At 72.6% G+C, this 16638-nt stretch carries 15 protein-coding genes and 1 pseudogene; 5 read left to right on the forward strand and 11 right to left on the reverse strand.

The annotated features are described in order from the left end of the window. Window positions 1-8: 8 nt before the first annotated feature. The 4 genes from ABZV00_RS16880 to ABZV00_RS16895 form a co-directional block, all read right to left on the reverse strand. The gene (locus ABZV00_RS16880; protein ID WP_328415995.1) at window positions 9-413 is read right to left on the reverse strand and encodes a nuclear transport factor 2 family protein; all 405 of its coding nucleotides are present in this window, start codon (window positions 411-413) and stop codon (window positions 9-11) included. A gap of 111 nt (window positions 414-524) precedes the next feature. Beyond that, window positions 525-950, reverse strand: a complete 426-nt coding sequence (locus ABZV00_RS16885; protein ID WP_355606870.1) for an ATP-binding protein — start codon at window positions 948-950, stop codon at window positions 525-527. Continuing rightward, on the reverse strand, window positions 950-1117 hold the full coding sequence (locus ABZV00_RS16890) for a hypothetical protein (RefSeq protein ID WP_355606873.1): 168 nt from the start codon (window positions 1115-1117) through the stop codon (window positions 950-952). The genes ABZV00_RS16885 and ABZV00_RS16890 overlap by 1 nt, the downstream gene beginning before the upstream one ends. 129 nt (window positions 1118-1246) lie before the next feature. Continuing rightward, the gene (locus ABZV00_RS16895; RefSeq protein WP_328416000.1) at window positions 1247-1579 is read right to left on the reverse strand and encodes a nuclear transport factor 2 family protein; all 333 of its coding nucleotides are present in this window, start codon (window positions 1577-1579) and stop codon (window positions 1247-1249) included. 215 nt (window positions 1580-1794) lie between these two features. Between ABZV00_RS16895 and ABZV00_RS16900 the strand changes: the two genes are divergently transcribed. Next, window positions 1795-2181, forward strand: coding sequence for a DUF2267 domain-containing protein (locus tag ABZV00_RS16900; protein WP_328416002.1), 387 nt, complete (start codon window positions 1795-1797; stop codon window positions 2179-2181). Window positions 2182-2275: 94 nt separating this feature from the next. Here ABZV00_RS16900 and ABZV00_RS16905 read toward each other — a convergent pair whose 3' ends face one another. Then, window positions 2276-4672, reverse strand: coding sequence for a ricin-type beta-trefoil lectin domain protein (locus ABZV00_RS16905; protein WP_355606878.1), 2397 nt, complete (start codon window positions 4670-4672; stop codon window positions 2276-2278). A 255-nt stretch (window positions 4673-4927) separates the two neighbouring features. After that, entirely contained in the window at window positions 4928-5791 is an 864-nt protein-coding gene (locus tag ABZV00_RS16910) for a copper resistance protein CopC (protein ID WP_355606881.1), read from the reverse strand. 103 nt (window positions 5792-5894) lie between these two features. Here ABZV00_RS16910 and ABZV00_RS16915 point away from each other — a divergent pair, with 103 nt between their 5' ends. The 3 genes from ABZV00_RS16915 to ABZV00_RS16925 are packed head-to-tail and all read left to right on the forward strand — an operon-like array spanning window position 5895 to window position 8584. After that, window positions 5895-6365 (forward strand): hypothetical protein, encoded by a 471-nt coding sequence (locus ABZV00_RS16915; protein WP_355606883.1) that lies wholly within the window; start codon window positions 5895-5897, stop codon window positions 6363-6365. 5 nt (window positions 6366-6370) lie between these two features. Further along, the gene (locus ABZV00_RS16920) at window positions 6371-7747 is read left to right on the forward strand and encodes a hypothetical protein (RefSeq protein WP_355606886.1); all 1377 of its coding nucleotides are present in this window, start codon (window positions 6371-6373) and stop codon (window positions 7745-7747) included. 60 nt (window positions 7748-7807) lie between these two features. Further along, window positions 7808-8584: a nucleotidyltransferase domain-containing protein gene (locus tag ABZV00_RS16925; RefSeq protein ID WP_355606889.1), complete on the forward strand. Its 777-nt coding sequence runs from the start codon at window positions 7808-7810 to the stop codon at window positions 8582-8584. A 38-nt stretch (window positions 8585-8622) separates the two neighbouring features. Here the strand turns inward: ABZV00_RS16925 and ABZV00_RS16930 are convergent, their stop codons facing one another. The 3 genes from ABZV00_RS16930 to ABZV00_RS16940 all read right to left on the reverse strand — a co-directional run bounded on the left by ABZV00_RS16930 (window position 8623) and on the right by ABZV00_RS16940 (window position 13607). Beyond that, complete coding sequence (locus ABZV00_RS16930; protein WP_355606892.1) at window positions 8623-10017, reverse strand: FAD-dependent oxidoreductase; 1395 nt, start codon at window positions 10015-10017, stop codon at window positions 8623-8625. Window positions 10018-10162: 145 nt separating this feature from the next. Continuing rightward, entirely contained in the window at window positions 10163-11803 is a 1641-nt protein-coding gene (locus tag ABZV00_RS16935; protein WP_355606895.1) for a hypothetical protein, read from the reverse strand. Window positions 11804-12032: 229 nt separating this feature from the next. Continuing rightward, on the reverse strand, window positions 12033-13607 hold the full coding sequence (locus ABZV00_RS16940) for a bifunctional NAD(P)/FAD-dependent oxidoreductase/class I SAM-dependent methyltransferase (protein ID WP_355606898.1): 1575 nt from the start codon (window positions 13605-13607) through the stop codon (window positions 12033-12035). A 73-nt stretch (window positions 13608-13680) separates the two neighbouring features. On the opposite strand from ABZV00_RS16940, the gene ABZV00_RS16945 reads away from it, so the two are divergent. After that, window positions 13681-14274 (forward strand): XRE family transcriptional regulator, encoded by a 594-nt coding sequence (locus ABZV00_RS16945; RefSeq protein WP_355606901.1) that lies wholly within the window; start codon window positions 13681-13683, stop codon window positions 14272-14274. 81 nt (window positions 14275-14355) lie between these two features. Here ABZV00_RS16945 and ABZV00_RS16950 read toward each other — a convergent pair whose 3' ends face one another. After that, the gene (locus ABZV00_RS16950) at window positions 14356-14766 is read right to left on the reverse strand and encodes a hypothetical protein (RefSeq protein WP_355606904.1); all 411 of its coding nucleotides are present in this window, start codon (window positions 14764-14766) and stop codon (window positions 14356-14358) included. A gap of 204 nt (window positions 14767-14970) precedes the next feature. Beyond that, window positions 14971-16572, reverse strand: a pseudogene (locus ABZV00_RS16955) (sulfatase-like hydrolase/transferase); the annotation flags it as partial. Window positions 16573-16638 lie beyond the last annotated feature (66 nt).

Below are 16638 nucleotides of genomic sequence, written 5' to 3' on the forward strand. Positions count from 1 at the left end.
CCGGCGGGTCAGACCGGGCTGATGTGTGCGGCCAGCACCCGCCAGCCGTGTCTGTCGTCGTGGACCCAGGTCCGGGTGTACCGCAGGCGCGCCGCGAACGGCACGCCGTCGTACACCCCGGCCACCCGGCCCAGGAAGAACGTCACCCCGGTCGACCCGACGACGAGCAGGTCCAGTTCCTCCTCGACCAGCTCCTGGACGACCGAGGTCCGGTCCCGGTGCGCGGTCAGGTCGTCCCGCTTGGTGAGCTTGCCGCCGTCCGGGCCGATGGCGATCAGCTGGTCGACGAGCAACTGGTCGAGGGCCGCGACGTCGCCGGCCCGCTGCGCGGCCTGCAGGGTGCGCTCAGCGTCGAACAGTTCCGCCTCGCGTTCGCTGTCCGGCATGGTGCCGTCCTCCTGATCAGGGTCCACCCGGCGCCACCGTCCGGCCGGGCTGTCCGCATTGTGGCAGCCGGCGTGGCCCCAACGGGTGCGGATCGACCCGGCACGCTGGCCGTGCGCGTACTGCCCCGAGCCGCCGGGTCACAGGCCGAGCCGGATGCGGACGACCGTCCCCTCCGGCTCGGCCAGCACGGCGACCTCGTCGCAGACCTGCTCGACGATCGCCAGCCCTCGACCCCGTACCGCGTCGGCCGGCGGCATGTCGCGGCCGAACGCCCGCATCGGCCCCTGGTCGACGACATCGCAGATCAGCTGATCGGCCTCGGCCCAGAGCCGGACCCGGCCGCCGCCGGTCGTGTGCTGCAAGGTGTTGGTGGCCAGCTCACTGACCACCAACGTCAGCAACTCCACCCGGTGCGGCGGCAGGCCCCGGGCGAGTGCCCCGGTGCAGACGAACGCGCGCAGCGCGTGCAGGTCGGTCGCCGCCTGGTACGCCATGGTGTCCGGGATCCGAGCGGACGCGTACTGCTCGGCGACGTTGCGGGTCTCCCGCCGGTCGGACGGCATCAGCCCCCCAGACGCGGGTCGTCGGCGGGCGGACGCAGCAGGTTGCCAACGCTGGTGATGTCCAGAACGCCGGTCGGCTCGTCCCGGACGGCCAGGTCGCACTCACCGTTCAGCGTCACCACGATCCGGCCGGGTGCCGCGGACGTGCGGGCCTCGAAGTGCGCCATCGGTCAGCAGCACCCTTCCTCGTTGCGACAGCCGTTGTAGGCACATCATGTCATCCGCTGGCTGGCCGGCCGTGTCCTCCGTTTCGGCGGCGATGGAGGGCGGTCGTGCCGAACCGGATCGGGCGGTCACTACGGGCGGATGTTCAGGGCGCCGATCAGACCGTCGCGCAGCGTGAACCGGTATCGCAGCTCGATCGGGCTGCCGGGAAAGCTGCCCGACACCCGGGTGAGCACCAGGTACGAGTCGCCCGCCTGCGGCGTGACCTTCACCGGCTCGGCGGTGTACGAGTACGCCGCCGTCGTCCGCTCCCGCCAGGCGCGGATCGCGGCCCGTCCCTCGTGCAGCCGATCCTCGTCGGCCACGCTCGCGGTGTCCGTGAAGCAGGCGACGAACGCGTCCAGGTTGCCGTCGTCGACGGCCCGGAAGTACCGGTCGATCACGTCGGGCAGGTCGACCGCCATCTGCTCCTCCTGCGACGCAGGCCGCCGTCGGGCGGCCGCCGAGTTCCCCGTTCGACCTCACCGTACGAGACGCGGCCGGCGCCGCGCGGACCAACCAGGAGAACGCAGCTGGTACGGCAGCGCGCCGCTCTCGCGCAGAGGGACGACGCCTGGCCCGGGTTTGCCGCCGCTGGGCCCGGGTAGCCACGCGTCTCCGGAACGGGAAGGGCGGGGGCATGGCCGAGCTGACGTTCGTCGACAAGGTTGCGGCACGGGCGGGTGTTCCGCCGGAGCAGGCACGCCCGCTGACCGAGGCCGTTCTGCGTACCCTAACCGAGCGGCTCAGCGGTGGGGAGGCGGCCGAGTTGGCCCCCCACCTGGCCCCTGAGCTGAGCCCGCTGCTGGTCAAGGCCGTCGAGCCGCCGGAAGCATTCGGCTACGACGAGTTCATGCGGCGGGTGGCTGACCGTGCCGGGACGGACCGATCCGCCGCCGAGCGGGGCGTCCGGGCCGTACTTCAGACGATGCACCGGGTGGTCGGGCACCGGGAGTTCGAGGACGTGCTGGCCCAACTGCCGGCCGACCTGGGGGCGCTGGCCCAGCCGTTGCCGCAGGGCCCCTGACCGACCGCCGCCACCAACGACCTGCGTCGGGCGGCCGGGGCGCGGCCCGACCGGTTGTCGGTCAGACCACGCCCCTACGACCGGCGGCAGGTGATCAGCCGACGCTGACCACCCACTTCTGGTGGGCGCCGTTCGCCCAGGTGCCGATCTGGATCTGGGCGCCGTTGGCGGTGCCCGCGCCGGCGACCTCCAGCACCTTGCCCGACTGCGGGTTGCGGATCGAGCCGTCGGACTGCCTCTGCCAAACCTGCGCGCCGGTGCCGTTGCAGGTCCAGAGCTGGACCTTCGTGCCGTTGGCGGTGCCGCCGTTGTCCACGTCCAGGCACTTGCCCAGCGCCCGGTAGGTGTCGCCGACCCGGCTCCACGACTGCGCGCCGGTGCCGTTGCAGGTGTAGAGCTGGATCTTGGTGCCGTCCGCGGTGCCGGAATTGCTGATGTCCAGGCACTTGCCGCCGATCCCGGTGATGGGCCCGCTGGTCGGTGGCGGGGTGCTGCCCGGGATGGCGTTGAGCGTGTACCACGCCTCGGTGCTCCAGAGCGACTGGCCGCTGGTGGAGGTGAAGGGGCGCGGCGAGCGCAGATGCACCACCCGGCCGGCCTTGCGACCGTTGACGGCCAGGGTGACCTTCTTCCCGTCCGCCGAGAGGGTGGCCGAGGTGACGGTCAGCGTCTCCTCGTCGATCTTCGGGCCGCCGTAGCTGGCCGTCGGCTGGTACCGCCACTGCTTGACCTTGTAGCGCGCGGCCAGCTCGGCGGCGGTCTCCGCCGAGACCGGCTGGGTGTACTCCAACTCGAAGCCGGCCTCGGTGGCCCGCATGGCCAGCATCTCGAAGGCGTTGGTGCTGTTCGGGGTGAGCTTCTGCAGGCCGTACGACAGCTTGCCGGTCTGACCCCAGTTGCCGCCCGCGCCGAGCCCGCCGACGTAGATCGCGCCGTCCGGGCCGAGGTTCACCTCGGAGACGCCCGCTTCCAGGCCCTGGGTGAGCCGGAACAGGGCGCCCTGGTACTCGCCGTTGACCTTCTCCACGTAGGCCCTCTGGAGGCCGCCGTAGGTCACGTCGCCGATGACGAACTGGCCGGCGTACCGGCCGCTGGTCAGGTACAGCGGGGTGCTGGGTGAGTTGGCGATCTCGTTCTGCGGCATCCAGAGCACCGGCGCGGTGACCGGGTTGGTGTCGAACGGGCCGGCCGGGTTCATGTAGTGGTTGAAGAACCGACCCTGCTTGATGTGCACCAACTTCGACGAGGGCAGCCAGCCGCCCTGGTTGTCGGTGACGAAGATGCCGCCCTCCGGGCCCCAGCCGATGCCGTGCGGCGTCCGCAACCCTCCGGCGACGTAGCTGACCGCGCCGGTGTCCTTGTTGACCTTGAGGGTGGTGCCGCGGTTCACGGCCGGCTGCGGGTTGGTGGTGGCGCCACCGGAGTTGATCGACACCGAGAGGTTCAGGTAGAAGAACCCGTCCTGGTAGAGCAGGCCGAACGCGAACTCGTGGAAGTTCCCGCCGTACGGCCAGGTGGCGACGGTGTCGAGGCGGTCGGTTACCTCGTCGCCGGTGGTGTCCACCAGCCGGGTGAGCCGCTGCTTCTCCGAGACGTAGACCACGCCGTCGACGATCTTGAGCCCCATCGGTTCCTTGAGGCCGCCGGCGATCTTCTTGGTGGTCACGTTGCCCGGCCCGGTCGCGCCGCCGGTGTTGCCCATGATCCACACCTCGCCGTCCTGGGACGTGCCGGACTGGTCGCTGCCGCCCCAGGTGGAGATGACCAGTCGACCGTCGGCCAGCCAGTCCATCCCGGTGACCTTCGGCTGGAAGCCGGTGGGCCGCAGGTTGGTCAGCGTGTAGCCGGGGTGCACAGCGGTCAGCGGCAGGCCGTCACCGGGGGAGTCGGTGACCCCCTCGCACTCCTTTCGGCCCGGCGCGGTCACCCGGACCACACCGGCGTCGGTGCTCAGCGCCGAGTTCGGTACGACCACGAAGGACGACGAGCCGGGCGTCTTCCACTCCAGGGTGATCTGCTGCCCGCCGTCGCGCTCGAAATGATCGATCCGCAGCGGGTGCAGCCCGGCGGTGAGGGTGACGGTGCCCTCCTTGGGCGGCGTCGCGCCGTGCAGGCCGTCGTGGTTGATCACCACGGTGTTGTCGATCGACAGCTTGGATCCGTCGTCGCTGCTCAGCCGGAACGTGTAGCTGCCAGCCTGGGTGGTGGTGATGTTGCCGAGCACCTGCGAGGCGAAGTAGTTGTCGAAGCCGAAGTCGGCGGTCGACGTCCAGTTGATCGTGGACATCAGCTTGTCCACGTTCGGGGTCTGCGCGGGCTTGAGGGTGCAGAGTTCGGAGAGCGGAACCTGCACGTCGAAGACGCGCAGCGTGACGCCCGGTTCCTGCTCGGGGGCGGCGTCGGCCGGGTCGGCCCAGAAGCCGGCGGCGAGGACGAGTGCCAGTGCGCCCAGGACAGGACTGCGGAATCGGCGTAGCAGCCGTGTGCCCATCGTTCCTCCAGGAGGGATAGGAGTATCCGACGGCCGGCGCTGATCAGTGGTGGAGGCGGTGGCCGCCGGCCCGGATCCGAAACGTCCTCGACGCCGACGAGTGACGATTTGGAAACACCGGGCTGATGGGTCGAGACATTAAGGTGCTTCGATTGATCTGTCCATGCCTTTGCATCGATACATCAAAAGTTCCCGATGCCCGTGCGAAAGTTCGCGATGGTAGGCCGGAAATGCCCGGTGCGAAGGGGTCGCGAGCTACCGGCGCCCGCGCCGGACCGGACCAGCGGCTCGGTTGCCGGGCTTGCGGGCCGGGGAACCCGCTTTGCGGGTCGGCGTGCCGGGCTTGCGGGTCGGCCCGGCGGCCCGGCGGGTCGCGCCACCTGCGGCGGGTCTGCGGCGCGCCGCCACCAGCACGACAACGGCGACCACCACGACGATCAGGGCCGGCACCAGCCACGGCGGCAACCCGCCGCCCGACTCTTTCCCCGTGGCGCCGGACGGCTCGCTCGCCGGGCCGCCGGTCGCGCCCGGGTCGGGGCTCGCGCCGACGGCGCCGGGACTCGCCGACGGGGTGCCCTCGACCAGGGCGAGCAGCGTGGGTGCGGGCCCGTCGGTGGGCGCCGTCCAACCGGCCGGCGCCGCCGTGCTGGAGCCCTGGTAGTCGAACGTGACGCTGCCACGCACCGCTTCACCGTCGGAGGCGACGGAGAGGTAGCTGGCGGTGTACCGACCCTTCGCCGGCCAGTGCGCCACGGACACCATGGCAGGGAAGCCGGTGTGGTACAGCCGCGGCTCGAAGACCCCGTTGACCATGAAATACTCCTGGACCGGCTTGTCCAACCGCTTCGGCTCGCCGTACGACCAGCCGTTGTCCACTCGGGACCCGTTCGGTCCGGTGACGGTGAAGTGGGCGTTGGACGCCGGCTTCTCGGTGAAGTACAACGCCACCTGTGCCAGCGGCTCGCGGACCACGGTGCCGGTCAGCGGGGTCGAGGTCGCCAACTGGCCGTGCGCGGACGCCGGAGCGGCCGGCAGCAGCAGCGTCACCACCAACGTCGCGGCCAGCGCCGCCACGGCGCGGCTCAGGAGGTGACGGGCAGTGACCAGCCTCGATCGCATCCGTTCATCATGGTCATTTCCTCGCCGCCGAACAAGACGTAGAGTTCTCCTCCCCGACGATCAAATCGACAGCCGTCCCCCTCGCGTCGTTCGGAGTCCGCCCGTGTTCGTCCGTGCCCCCGGTTCCCGCATTCCCGCCGTCCTCGCCACCGGTGTCCTCACCGCCCTGCTCGCCACGGGCTGCGGGCAGGGCGACGACCCGTCCGTGGCCGACCCGTCGACGCTGCCGACGGCCGCGCCGCCGACGACCACCACCGCGCCGGCCGCGTCGGACAGCCCCACGCCCAGCGCCACCGCCAGCACGCCGGCGGTGGACCGGCAGATCACCGTGACGATCGCCAAGCGGCGGGTCACCCCGCCGACCGGGCGGATCACCGTGGACAAGGGCCAGCTGGTACGGATCACGGTCACCTCGGACGTTTCCGACGAGCTGCACGTGCACGGCTACGAGCTGGGTGCCCGACTGCCGGCCGGCACGCCCGCCTCGGTGGAGTTCCGCGCCGAGAAGACCGGGCTGTTCGAGGTGGAGACGCACGAGACCGAGCTGGTGCTGTTCCAGCTCGTCGTCCGCTGAGCACCATGACCGGCGCCCCAGCGGTGCTGGCGCATGGTGTCGGTGGTCGCCAGGACCTGCCGATCACGCTGCCGCAGCTCGTCATCGCCGCCGCCCTGACCCTGGTCGTCACGTTCCTCGCGCTGGGTCTGCTCTGGCGCGAACCACGGCTCGACCGGGACGCGACCGGCGGCCGGCCGGTGCCGCAGCGCCTGGCCCGGCTCGTCGACGCGCCCGCGTTCCGGTGGGCGCTGCGCGGCGTGGGCCTGCTCGCCGCGGGCTGGTTCTGCCTGGGCCTGCTGGCCGGGCCGGACACCCCGAACAACCCGACGGCCGGCGCGCTCTACGTGCTGCTCTGGGTCGGGCTGGTGCCCGTGTCGCTGGTGCTCGGCCCGGTGTGGCGGACGGTCAACCCGCTGCGGACCGTGCACCTGCTCGCCGCGCTGGCGGCGCGGCGTGATCCGGCGCGCGGCGTCCGTGAGCTGCCGGCCGGCCTGGGGCTCTGGCCGGCCGCCGTCACCCTGTTCGGGTTCGTCTGGCTGGAGCTGGTCGCACCCGACCGGGCCACCCTGCCGGTCATCACCGCCTGGCTCGCCGGGTACGCCGTGGTCATGCTGGCCGGGGCGGCGTTGTTCGGTGCGGGCTGGTTCGACCGGGCCGACCCGTTCGAGGTGTACAGCGGGCTGGTCGGCCAACTCGCGCCGGTCGGCCGGGCCGCGGACGGCGTGCTGGTGTGGCGCAACCCGCTCGACGGGATCGCCGGGCTGCGGCCCCGACCCGGGCTGGTCGCCGTGGTGGTCGTACTGCTCGGCTCGACCATGTTCGACAGCCTCTCCAACGCGCCGGCCTGGCTGCGCTTCACCCAAGAGAACGGCCTGCCGGCGGCGGTCACCGGCAGCGTCGGGCTGATCCTGGTCATCGCTGCCGTCGCCGCGGCGTACCTCGCCGCCACCGTCCCCGCGGCCCGGATCGGCCACACCGGCGCGGCCCCGGTCGACGGTGCCGGCTCGGTCGACGGTGCCGGCTCGGGTCGCGGGGTGCCGGGCGAACTTGCCCACTCGATCGTGCCGATCGCGGCGGGCTACCTGGTGGCGCACTACTACTCGCTGCTGATCCTGGAAGGTCAGCGCACCGTCGCGCTGCTCTCCGACCCCCTCGGCACCGGCGCCAACTTGCTCGGCACCGCCGACTGGCAGCCGTACACCGGGCTGGTCACCCCCTCCGGGGTGGCCAGCCTCCAGATCACCGTCATCATCCTCGGGCACCTGCTCGGCACGCTGCTCGCCCACGACCGGGCCCTGTACCTGTTCCCCCGTGCCCGAGCGGTGGCCGGTCAGCTCCCGCTGCTGGCGCTGATGGTCGCCTACACCGTCGCCGGGCTGCTGCTGCTCTACGCCGGGTAGGGCCGCCGCCGCCGGGCGACCCGGGTTCGGGGCGGTGCTGGCCACGGGTGAGGATGGGGCGTGGACACGGATCTTCGCCGCTACCTCGACGAGCTGGTCGACGCCGCCCGGGGTGTGCTCGGCGACGACCTGGTGGGCGCCTACGGCGCCGGCTCGGTGGGGCTCGGCGCGTACCAGTCGGGCCGCAGCGATGTGGATGTGGCGCTGGTCTGCGCCGGGCCGCTGACCGAGGCGGACAAGCGGGCGCTGGTGGCGCGGCTGCGACACGAGGCGCTGCCCTGCCCGGCGCGCGGGCTGGAGCTGGTCGCCTACCAACGGGCGGTGGCCGCCGCCGGCAGCCCGGAGCCCGGCTTCGAGGTCGAGCTGAACACCGGCTCCGGGATGACGTTCCGGTGCACCCTCGACCCGGCGGACCGGCCGGCGACCGATGGCCGGTTCTGGTACGGGCTGGACCGCAGCATCCTGCACCAGAGCGGGCTGCCACTCCTCGGGCCGCCAGCGGACGAAGTTTTCGCGGACCTGGCCCCGGCCGACCTGCGTCGCCTGCTGATCGAGGCGCTGACCTGGTGGCTGGCCCTGCCGACGCTGCCGGACGAACAGCCGGCGCCCGGCGCGGAGAACGCGGTGCTCGGTGCCTGCCGGTCGTTGGTACGCCACCGCGACGGCGTCTGGCACTCAAAGGTGGCGGCCGGGCAGCGGCTGATCGACGCCGGAGAGCCGGCCGAGGTGATCCGTCGTGCGGTCGCCGCGCGGCACGGTGGGCCGCCGCCCACCGGCGTCCAGGCGCGCGCCTTCCAGCACCGGGTCCGCGCCGAGATCGCCGGCCAGCCCGACTAGCACCTGGCTGGAGCAGCGCCTGGCCCGGCGCGGCTCGCTCAGCGGACCGGGCGGGACTGGAACGACGCGAAGAGCAGGTTGAGGCCCTCAGCCATGGTCGGGTGGGTGAGGATCGCGTCCCGCAGCGCGGTCCACGGCATCCCGGCGAGCATGGCCAACTGCACCGACGTGATGACTTCACCGGCCTCGGCGCCGAGCAGCGCCGCACCCAGGATCTGGTCGGTGCGGGCGTCGACCACTGCCTTCCACATGCCCTCGGTCTGACGCAACGTACGCGCCCGGGGGATCGCGGCCACCGGCAGATGGGCCACCTGGACCTCGTGCCCGGCGCGGCGCGCCTCGCTCTCGGTGAGCCCGACCCGGGCAAGCTCCGGGGTGGTGAAGACGGTGTACGGGATGAGTCGGCCGGCGGTGCTGCGCTGCTCACCCGCCAGGTTCGCCCGGATGATCCGGTAGTCGTCGAGCGAGGCGTGGGTGAACTGCGGAGTGCCGGCGACGTCCCCGGCCGCCCAGGTCCGCTCGGCGCTGGTGCGCAAATACTCGTCGACCACCACGAAGCCCCGATCGTTGAGCCGGACGCCGGCGGCATCCAGCCCGAGCTCGTCGGTAACCGGCGCCCGGCCGGCCGCCACGAGCACGTCGTCCCCAGTGACCAGGCTCCCGTCGTCGAGAGTGACCCGGACCGTGCCGTCGGCGTTGCGGTCGACTCGGGCAACCGTCACGCCGACGCGCACGTCGATGCCGTCGTCGAGGAACACCTGCAGCACCGCGTTGCTGACGTCGGGGTCCTCGCGGCTGAGTAGACGGGGACCACCCTCGATCACCGTCACGGTGCTGCCGAACGACGCGAACATCTGCGCGAACTCCACCCCGACGGTGCCACCGCCGAGCACCACCAGTCGTGGCGGCAGCCGGTCCAGGTGAAGCAGGCTGTCGCTGGTCAGCACCCTCGCCTCGGCCATCCCGGGTACGGACGGCAGGTGCGGGCGGGTGCCCGTGTTGACCACCACGTCGGCGCCGAGCAGCAGCCGTTCGCCGCCGTCGGCCAGCGACACCCGCACGGTCCGGGGGCCGACGAACCGGGCCTGACCGATCACCAGGTGCAGACCGGAGTCGAGGAACTGCTGCCGGTTGGCGGCGACCATCCCCTCGACGACGTCCTGCTTGTGCGCCCGCAGGAGGTCCACGTCGACCCGGCCACCCTCCACCATCAGGCCGAGCGAGGCGGCGCCCCGCAGCTGGCGGGCCGCGCGTGCGCTGGTCACCAGCGCCTTGGTCGGGATGCACGCGACGTTGATGCAGCTGCCGCCGATCATGCCGCGTTCGACCATGGCCACCCGGCGTCCGGACCGGGCGACGTCCATGCTCAGCGTCTTGCCGGCCTTGCCGCCTCCGACGACGAGCAGGTCGAACTCCTCCGGTCGGTCGGTCACGAGGCGCTCCTCTCGCTCGCCGGCCGGGCCGACGGCCGCCCGTGCGCGACGGCCAACCCAGCCTGCCAGCTCCGAGGAGACCGGCGACCCGGTTCTCGGCAGAATCGCCCCACTCCACCTGCGGCCCGGTCGACCGCCGCCGAGGTCAGTGCCGCGCGGCGCCGTTCTCGCTGATCGGCTGCCCGAAGGGCAGGAACGGCACGGGTGTCGGGTCGCCGTTGCCGCGGGGTCTGCCGAAAGCCGGCTCGGCATCGCCGGTGGACCCCTGCGGGGCGGTCGTCCGGTCGGCGGTCACGGCCGGCTCGTCCGTGCTGGCCGGTCCGCCGGCCCGCTCGTCGTCGGACTGGTCGGCTTCGGGCTGGTCGCCACCGAGCCGCTCAGCACCGGGCTGGTTGTCAGCGAGCCGCTCGTCGATGGGCTGCTCGTCAGCCGGCTGCTCGTCAGCGAGTCGGTCGGCACCGAGTCGGTGGGTGGCGGGTCGGTCGACACCGGGCCGGTCGGCGCTGGAGCGGGTGCCCACCATCGGGTACTCGGCGGTCTCCGTACCGCCGGCGGCGGCGGCCATCACTGCGGCCGCGGCCAGGTCGGCCACCCGCTTCGCCTCCCGCTGCACCCGGGCGCGGACCTCCTTGGCGTGCCGCTCGGCGGAGTCCCCGGCCCGTCGGGCCTCATCCAGGCGGGCGCTCTCCACGGTGAGGTCGCGGCGGACCTCGCCCAACCGCTGCTGCATGCGGGACAGCTCGTTCTCCAGCGTCTCGCCCTCCTGGCGGATCTCGGCGAGCTGCTGGCGGGCGATCTCCAGCTCGTCGTTCAGCTGGGCTGACTCCTCCCGGCGCTCCGCAAGCTCCTGCTGCACGGTGGCGAGCTGCTCCTGGTGGGCGGCGGCCTGCTCGTCGGCGCGATTGCGCAGCTCGGTCACGTGCTGCTGTGCCTCGGCCAGCAGTTCGGCAATCTGCTGCTCGGTCCCGCTGCGCTGCTCGGCCAACTCTCGTTCCGCGACCGCCTGCTGCTCGGCGATCTCCTGCTCGGCCACGGTCCGCCGGTCATAGATCTCGCGCTCCACCCCGGACTGCCACTGGGCCAGCTCCTGCTGACTCTTGGACCGGGCCGACTGGATTTCCTGCTGGATCTGGGTGCGGGCCGACTTCATCAGCGCGTCGGCGGCGACCCGCGTCTGGTTGAGCTGCTGCGCGCTCTGCTCGGTGATCCGCTTCGCCTCGTGCTGTGCGCGCTCGTGCGCCTCCTCACCGTCGGCGCGCAGCTGCTCCGCACGTTCCCGGATCGCGGTCAGCTCGGCCTCGGCCAGGGTTCGCCGCTCCTCGTGTGCCTGCTCGTGCTCGGCGCGTCGGGCCGCCAGTTCCTCCGACAGGTCCTGACGGGCCTGTGCGGCCCGCTCGCGGGTGTCCATGAGGATCCGCTCCGCCTCGGACCGTAACTCGTTCGCCCGGTCGGTAGCGGACTCGGTGATCATTCCGGCCTGCTTCTCGGCGAGCGCCATGATCTCCCCGATCATCGGGCCCAGATCCTGGAACGAGGCGCGATCCACCTGCGCCGGTTGCTCGTTCACCTCGGCCAGCTCGGCACGCAGCCGCTGCACCTCGGCGGTCAGCTCACGGACCCGGACGGCGGATCGCCCGTGCTCACCGCTCAGCATCCTCAGCTGCCCGTCGAGCTGCTCCAGGTGCTTGTCGACCTGCCGTTTGTCGTACCCGCGCAGGGCGAGCTCGAAGCTCGGCCGCGAGGCCGCGTCGTCGCGTACCGCGAACGGCTCAGCGCCGATGGACATGCACCATCCTCCAGACGATCGGGGCGCCAGGGCCGGCGGTCAAGCGCCCCGCGAGCCGTGAGTGTGGCGCAACGCTACCGCCGAGGCCGCGCCATGAGTAGGCCCGCCCCACCGCCGGCTCCCGAGCCCGCCCTTCCTTGGTCGATCATGGAGTCGTGGTGCCCGGATGGCCCTGATCCGCCGCTCTTGTCGCCCACCACGACTCCATGATCAACGTGGCTGGGTGGGTTCAGCGGCGGCGGGCGACCAGGACTGCGTCGTGCAGGGTGATCTCCTTGCCGTCCGGGTCGGTGCCGGCGCGGGACCGGGCCTCGGCGGTGAGCACCTCCCACCGGGCCGGATCCAGTGAGACGGCCACGTCCTCGGCGGTGTACATCATGTCCGGCATGTGCATCCGGTGCGCCGACGTCCACAGGTCGGACGGGTGGTGCCCGACGATCAGCAGGATGCCGCCCGGCGCCACCGCGGCGGCCAGCCGGGCGAACAGCTCCCGCCGCTGCGGCGGTGGCAGGTGCATGAACTGCGCGGACACCAGGTCGTACGCCTCCTCGGCGGGCGGCTTGTCGCGCAGGTCGACGTGCGTGAACTCGATGCGGTCACCGACGCCGGCGGCGTCGGCGTGCTCGGCGGCCCTGCCCAGCGCGGTGGTGGAGATGTCCGCCGCCGTCACCCGCCAGCCGCGCTCGGCCAGCCACACCGCGTCGGCGCCCTCGCCGCTGCCCACGTCCAGCGCCCGTCCCGGGGCCAGGTCGGCGGCCTCGGTGACCAGCTGCGGGTTCGGCCGGCCGCTCCACACCGCCGGCTTGGAGCGATAACGCTCCTCCCACGCCGGCTCCTCGAAGGTCGTGGCCACCATCTGCCGGTACGCGGTCACCGCGTCGCGGGTCTCCTCGGCGATCAGGTCGGCGTTGATCGCCGCTCCGGCGCCCAGGCCGGCCGCGGCGGCTGCGATCACCTGGCCGCGTACGTCGGCGACGTTGCCGGCCACCCAGACTCCCGGCACGGTCGTCGCCCCGGTGGCGTCGGCGGGGATCTGGCTGCCGATCACGTACCCGCCCATCGTCACCTCCTCCGGGGCCAGGCCCAGCCCGACCAGCAACCCGGCGCGGGGGGCGGTCCGGGTCGAGACCACCAGCGCGTCGAGCGGCAGCACCCGGCCGGAGGCGAGCCGGACGCCGGTCAGCGCGTCCCCGGTCACCTCCAGCGCGGCGACCGGGCCCGGCACCACGGCGATGCCCCGGGCGGCGAGCCGCTCGGCCGTCTCCTCGTCCGGCGCCGGGGTGTCGTGCAGCAGGAGCAGTACGTCCGAGCTCCACTGTCGCCACATCTCGGCCTGGTGCACGGCCATCGGACCGGTGGCCAGCACGCCGATCCGCCGGTCCTGAACCTCCCAGCCGTGGCAGTACGGGCAGTGCAGCACGTCGCGACCCCAGCGCTGCGCCAGACCGGGGACGTCGGGCAGCTCGTCGGTCAGCCCGGTGGCCACCAACAGCCGCCGGGCCCGCATCGCCTGCCCGTCATCGAGGCTGAGGCGGAACCCGCCGTCGTCCCGGACCGCCGTCTCCACCCGCCCGGCCAGGAACTGCCCGCCGTATCCGGCCACCTCGGCGCGCCCGGCCGCGACCAGCTCGGCCGGCGGCGTCCCCTCCCGTGCCAGGTAGTTGTGCACATGGCCGGCCGGCGCGTTGCGCGGCTCGCCGGAGTCGATCACCAGCACCGACCGTCGGGCTCGGCTCAACGCCAGGGCTCCGCTGAGCCCGGCCGCGCCGCCGCCCACCACCACTACGTCGTACATCTCGTCCACCGGTGTTCCCCTTACTTGTCGGCTGCGCCCACCATCCGTCGCCGTCGGCCAGGTGGCAACTATCCTTGCCGTTATGGCAAACGACGACAGTGCGGCGCTGGCCGCCGTCGGCCCACGGCTGCGCGCCCTGCGCAACCAACGGGGCACGACGCTGGCCCAGCTCGCCGAACTGACCGGCATCTCGGTGAGTACCCTGTCCCGGCTGGAATCCGGCAGCCGCCGGCCCACCCTGGAGCTGCTGCTCCCGCTGGCCCGGGCCTACCAGGTGCCCCTGGACGAGCTGGTGGACGCCCCGACCACCGGCGACCCGCGGGTACGCCCCAAGCCGATCGTCCACCACGGCGTGACGTTCCTGCCGCTGACCCGCCGACCGGGCGGTTTGCAGGCGTTCAAGCAGATCCTCCCGCCGAACACGCCCACCGGGGAGCACACCCAGCAGACCCACGAGGGGTACGAGTGGATCTACGTGCTCTCGGGCCAGCTGCGCCTGCTGCTCGGCGAGCACGATCTGACGTTGACCCCGGGCGAGGTGGCCGAGTTCGACACCCGCATTCCGCACCGGGTGATCAACCCCGGCCCGGGTACCACGGAGGCTCTCAGCCTCTTCGGGCCGCAGGGGGAGCGGCTGCACGTCCGCGCCCGGCCCACCACCTCCGGCAACCGGTAGTCCGGCGCGTCTGTCGGCTCACCGGCCGCGTGGTGAGTCAGCGCGTCGTCGGCGGCCGACGTGGACGTTCGATCAACGACCTCAACGACGTGCTGTGAGGGGCACGAGGACGAGGACGGCAACGCCGAGTGCGGTGGCGCCGACAGCCCACCACCAGAAGAATCCCGAAAAGGCCGAGGCGATCAGGAGCCCCATGCCGAGCCCGGCCAGCAGGCCGAGTGCGAACAAGGCCCGAGGGGGCAGGGCGAGGTGCGGCAGGCGCCGCACCACGAGCACTTCCAGCCAGGTGCCGCCGAACGCCAGTAGTGTTGCGCCGACCACGTCCACGGCGGACAGTCCGTGACCTTCGCTGAGGGGCACGAGGACTCTGCCCTCGTTACTGGCGGGGACGAAGAGGATGAGCACGCCAGCGACGACGAGCAGAGCGGCGATTGTTACCTGCGTGCGCGGCGCACCCCCGACATCTTGCGACATCGCTACAGTCTCGATCATCCGCCGTGATCTCCGCAGGGGCCGTATCGGTGAACATCGAATGCCGGCGGCACTCGCCGCGTCTTGATCCCGCCTTTCTCGCCCAACCTTGCGCGATCCGCCGGCGGATGTTCCGTTAGCGGCCGATCTTGTCCAGCTCGGCGAGGTCGTCGTCGGAGAGGGAGAGTGCCGCGCCCGCCGCCTGAGCCCGTCACGTTTGCGTGGTCAGCGGGGCGCGGCGATCGGCGGCGTCGATGGCCCGAACGTGGTCAGGAACCGGTCCCGGAAGGTGTCCATCGGCCACACCGGAGCCTGCGGGCCGGGCCGCAGGCCGTCCTGCCAGCCCCAGCCCGCCACCCGGTCCAGCACTGCCGGGTCACGGGCGACGATGGTGATCGGGACATCCCGGCTGGCGCCCTCGCCGGTGACCACCGGGGCGGGCTGGTGGTCGCCGAGGAAGACCAGCACCAGATCGTCGTCCCCGTAGGTCTGCACGTAGGAGATCAACGTCTCCAGCGAGTACCCGATGGACTGCCGGTACCCGGCACGGACCCGGCCGGTGTCCCCATCGGTGTCGCCGCTGTCGTCACCGGCGGCGGCGCCGTGGTAGATCGAGCCGTCGCCCACCTCGTCCCAGCCGATCATCCGGGGCACTGCCGTCCACGGGGAGTGGCTGGAGATCAGCGGGATCTCCGCCATGATCGGTCGGTCGGCGCTGGCGCGGACCTGCCGCTGGAAGAACGACATCGTGTACTGGTCGGGCATCGGGGCGTAGCTGAACTTCGGCCCCCGGTAGCCGAGCGCTTCGGCGTCGTAGTAGCGGTCGTACGCGAAGAAGCTTTTCTCCGGCCACGGCTGGGTGGCCGCCGGCAGCACCCCGACGGTCTGCCAGCCGGCCCGCTGGAATGCGCCGTTGAGGGTGAGCCGGTCACTGGCCAGCAGGCTGCGGTGCCGCTGCTCGTTGTCGGTCCACAGGCCCGACAGCAGCGTGTCGTGCGCCAACCAGCTGCCGCCGCCGAAGGTGGGGGAGGTGAGGAAGCCGCTGCGGGCCTGGTACCCGGCCGCGCGCAGCCGCTCGGTCCCGGCGTCCAGCACGGCGTTGACCTGCGGTGCCAGCTCCGGGTCCTCGACCGCGTCGCGGCCGTAGCTCTCCACGAAGGCGAGGATGACGTCCTTGCCGCGCAGCCTGGTCAGCAACTGGTCGCCCGGGACGTCGCGGAACGGGTCGGCGGCGATCTGGGCGGTGAAGGCCCCCCGGTCGCGCAGCCGCTCGTCCACCTGCCCGGCGTGCGCGCCGACCAGCGCGGTGCTCCCCGCGTCGGCCACCGGCACGCCCGGGACGACCCGCACCCCGACGACGGCGCAGACCACCCAGGCGACGGTCAGCGCGGCCACCGCCCGGGTCGCCACCCGCTCGTGGCGGGCCAGCAGCGACGCGATCCGGCGCAGCGCCAGCGTCAGCACCAGCAGCAGCGCGCCGACCAGCAGCACGATGCCCACCGCCGCGCCGACCGCGCCGGCCCGGCCGGCCGAGTCCCGGACGAAGCCGAACGCGTCGTCCAGCAGCAGCCAGTCCAGCACCAGGTCGAACGGCCGGTCGAGGGCCGTGCGGAAGCCCAGGTCGGCGAGCTTCACGATGGCCAGCAGGCCGAGCAGCGGCCCGACCACGACCACCACCACCCGCCGGGGCCGCGCCGGCAGCGCCAGCAGCAGCGCGGCGACGAGCAGCCCCTCCAGCGGGATGCGCAGGAAGGCGCCGGGCGTGAGCAGACCCAGCCGGTCCGGGCCGACCAGGACGGCGAACACCAGCAGCACCGCCAACACACTGCCCGCCGCCCGCCGCGCACGGCCGCCTCTCGCGGCCAACACCCCGGGGGTACGCGCCGACGCCTC

It is taken from the genome of Micromonospora sp. NPDC005173 (assembly GCF_040608515.1).
Lineage (GTDB): Bacteria > Actinomycetota > Actinomycetes > Mycobacteriales > Micromonosporaceae > Micromonospora.

Excerpts from the sequence above, each read along its gene's own strand:
- ABZV00_RS16945 (WP_355606901.1), top strand. The coding sequence starts at position 13,681 with ATGGCAAACGACGACAGTGCGGCGCTGGCCGCCGTCGGCCCACGGCTG.
- ABZV00_RS16950 (WP_355606904.1), bottom strand. The coding sequence starts at position 14,766 with ATGATCGAGACTGTAGCGATGTCGCAAGATGTCGGGGGTGCGCCGCGC.
- ABZV00_RS16890 (WP_355606873.1), bottom strand. The coding sequence starts at position 1,117 with ATGGCGCACTTCGAGGCCCGCACGTCCGCGGCACCCGGCCGGATCGTG.
- ABZV00_RS16910 (WP_355606881.1), bottom strand. The coding sequence starts at position 5,791 with ATGCGATCGAGGCTGGTCACTGCCCGTCACCTCCTGAGCCGCGCCGTG.
- ABZV00_RS16905 (WP_355606878.1), bottom strand. The coding sequence starts at position 4,672 with ATGGGCACACGGCTGCTACGCCGATTCCGCAGTCCTGTCCTGGGCGCA.
- ABZV00_RS16895 (WP_328416000.1), bottom strand. The coding sequence starts at position 1,579 with ATGGCGGTCGACCTGCCCGACGTGATCGACCGGTACTTCCGGGCCGTC.
- ABZV00_RS16900 (WP_328416002.1), top strand. The coding sequence starts at position 1,795 with ATGGCCGAGCTGACGTTCGTCGACAAGGTTGCGGCACGGGCGGGTGTT.
- ABZV00_RS16920 (WP_355606886.1), top strand. The coding sequence starts at position 6,371 with ATGACCGGCGCCCCAGCGGTGCTGGCGCATGGTGTCGGTGGTCGCCAG.
- ABZV00_RS16885 (WP_355606870.1), bottom strand. The coding sequence starts at position 950 with ATGCCGTCCGACCGGCGGGAGACCCGCAACGTCGCCGAGCAGTACGCG.
- ABZV00_RS16935 (WP_355606895.1), bottom strand. The coding sequence starts at position 11,803 with ATGTCCATCGGCGCTGAGCCGTTCGCGGTACGCGACGACGCGGCCTCG.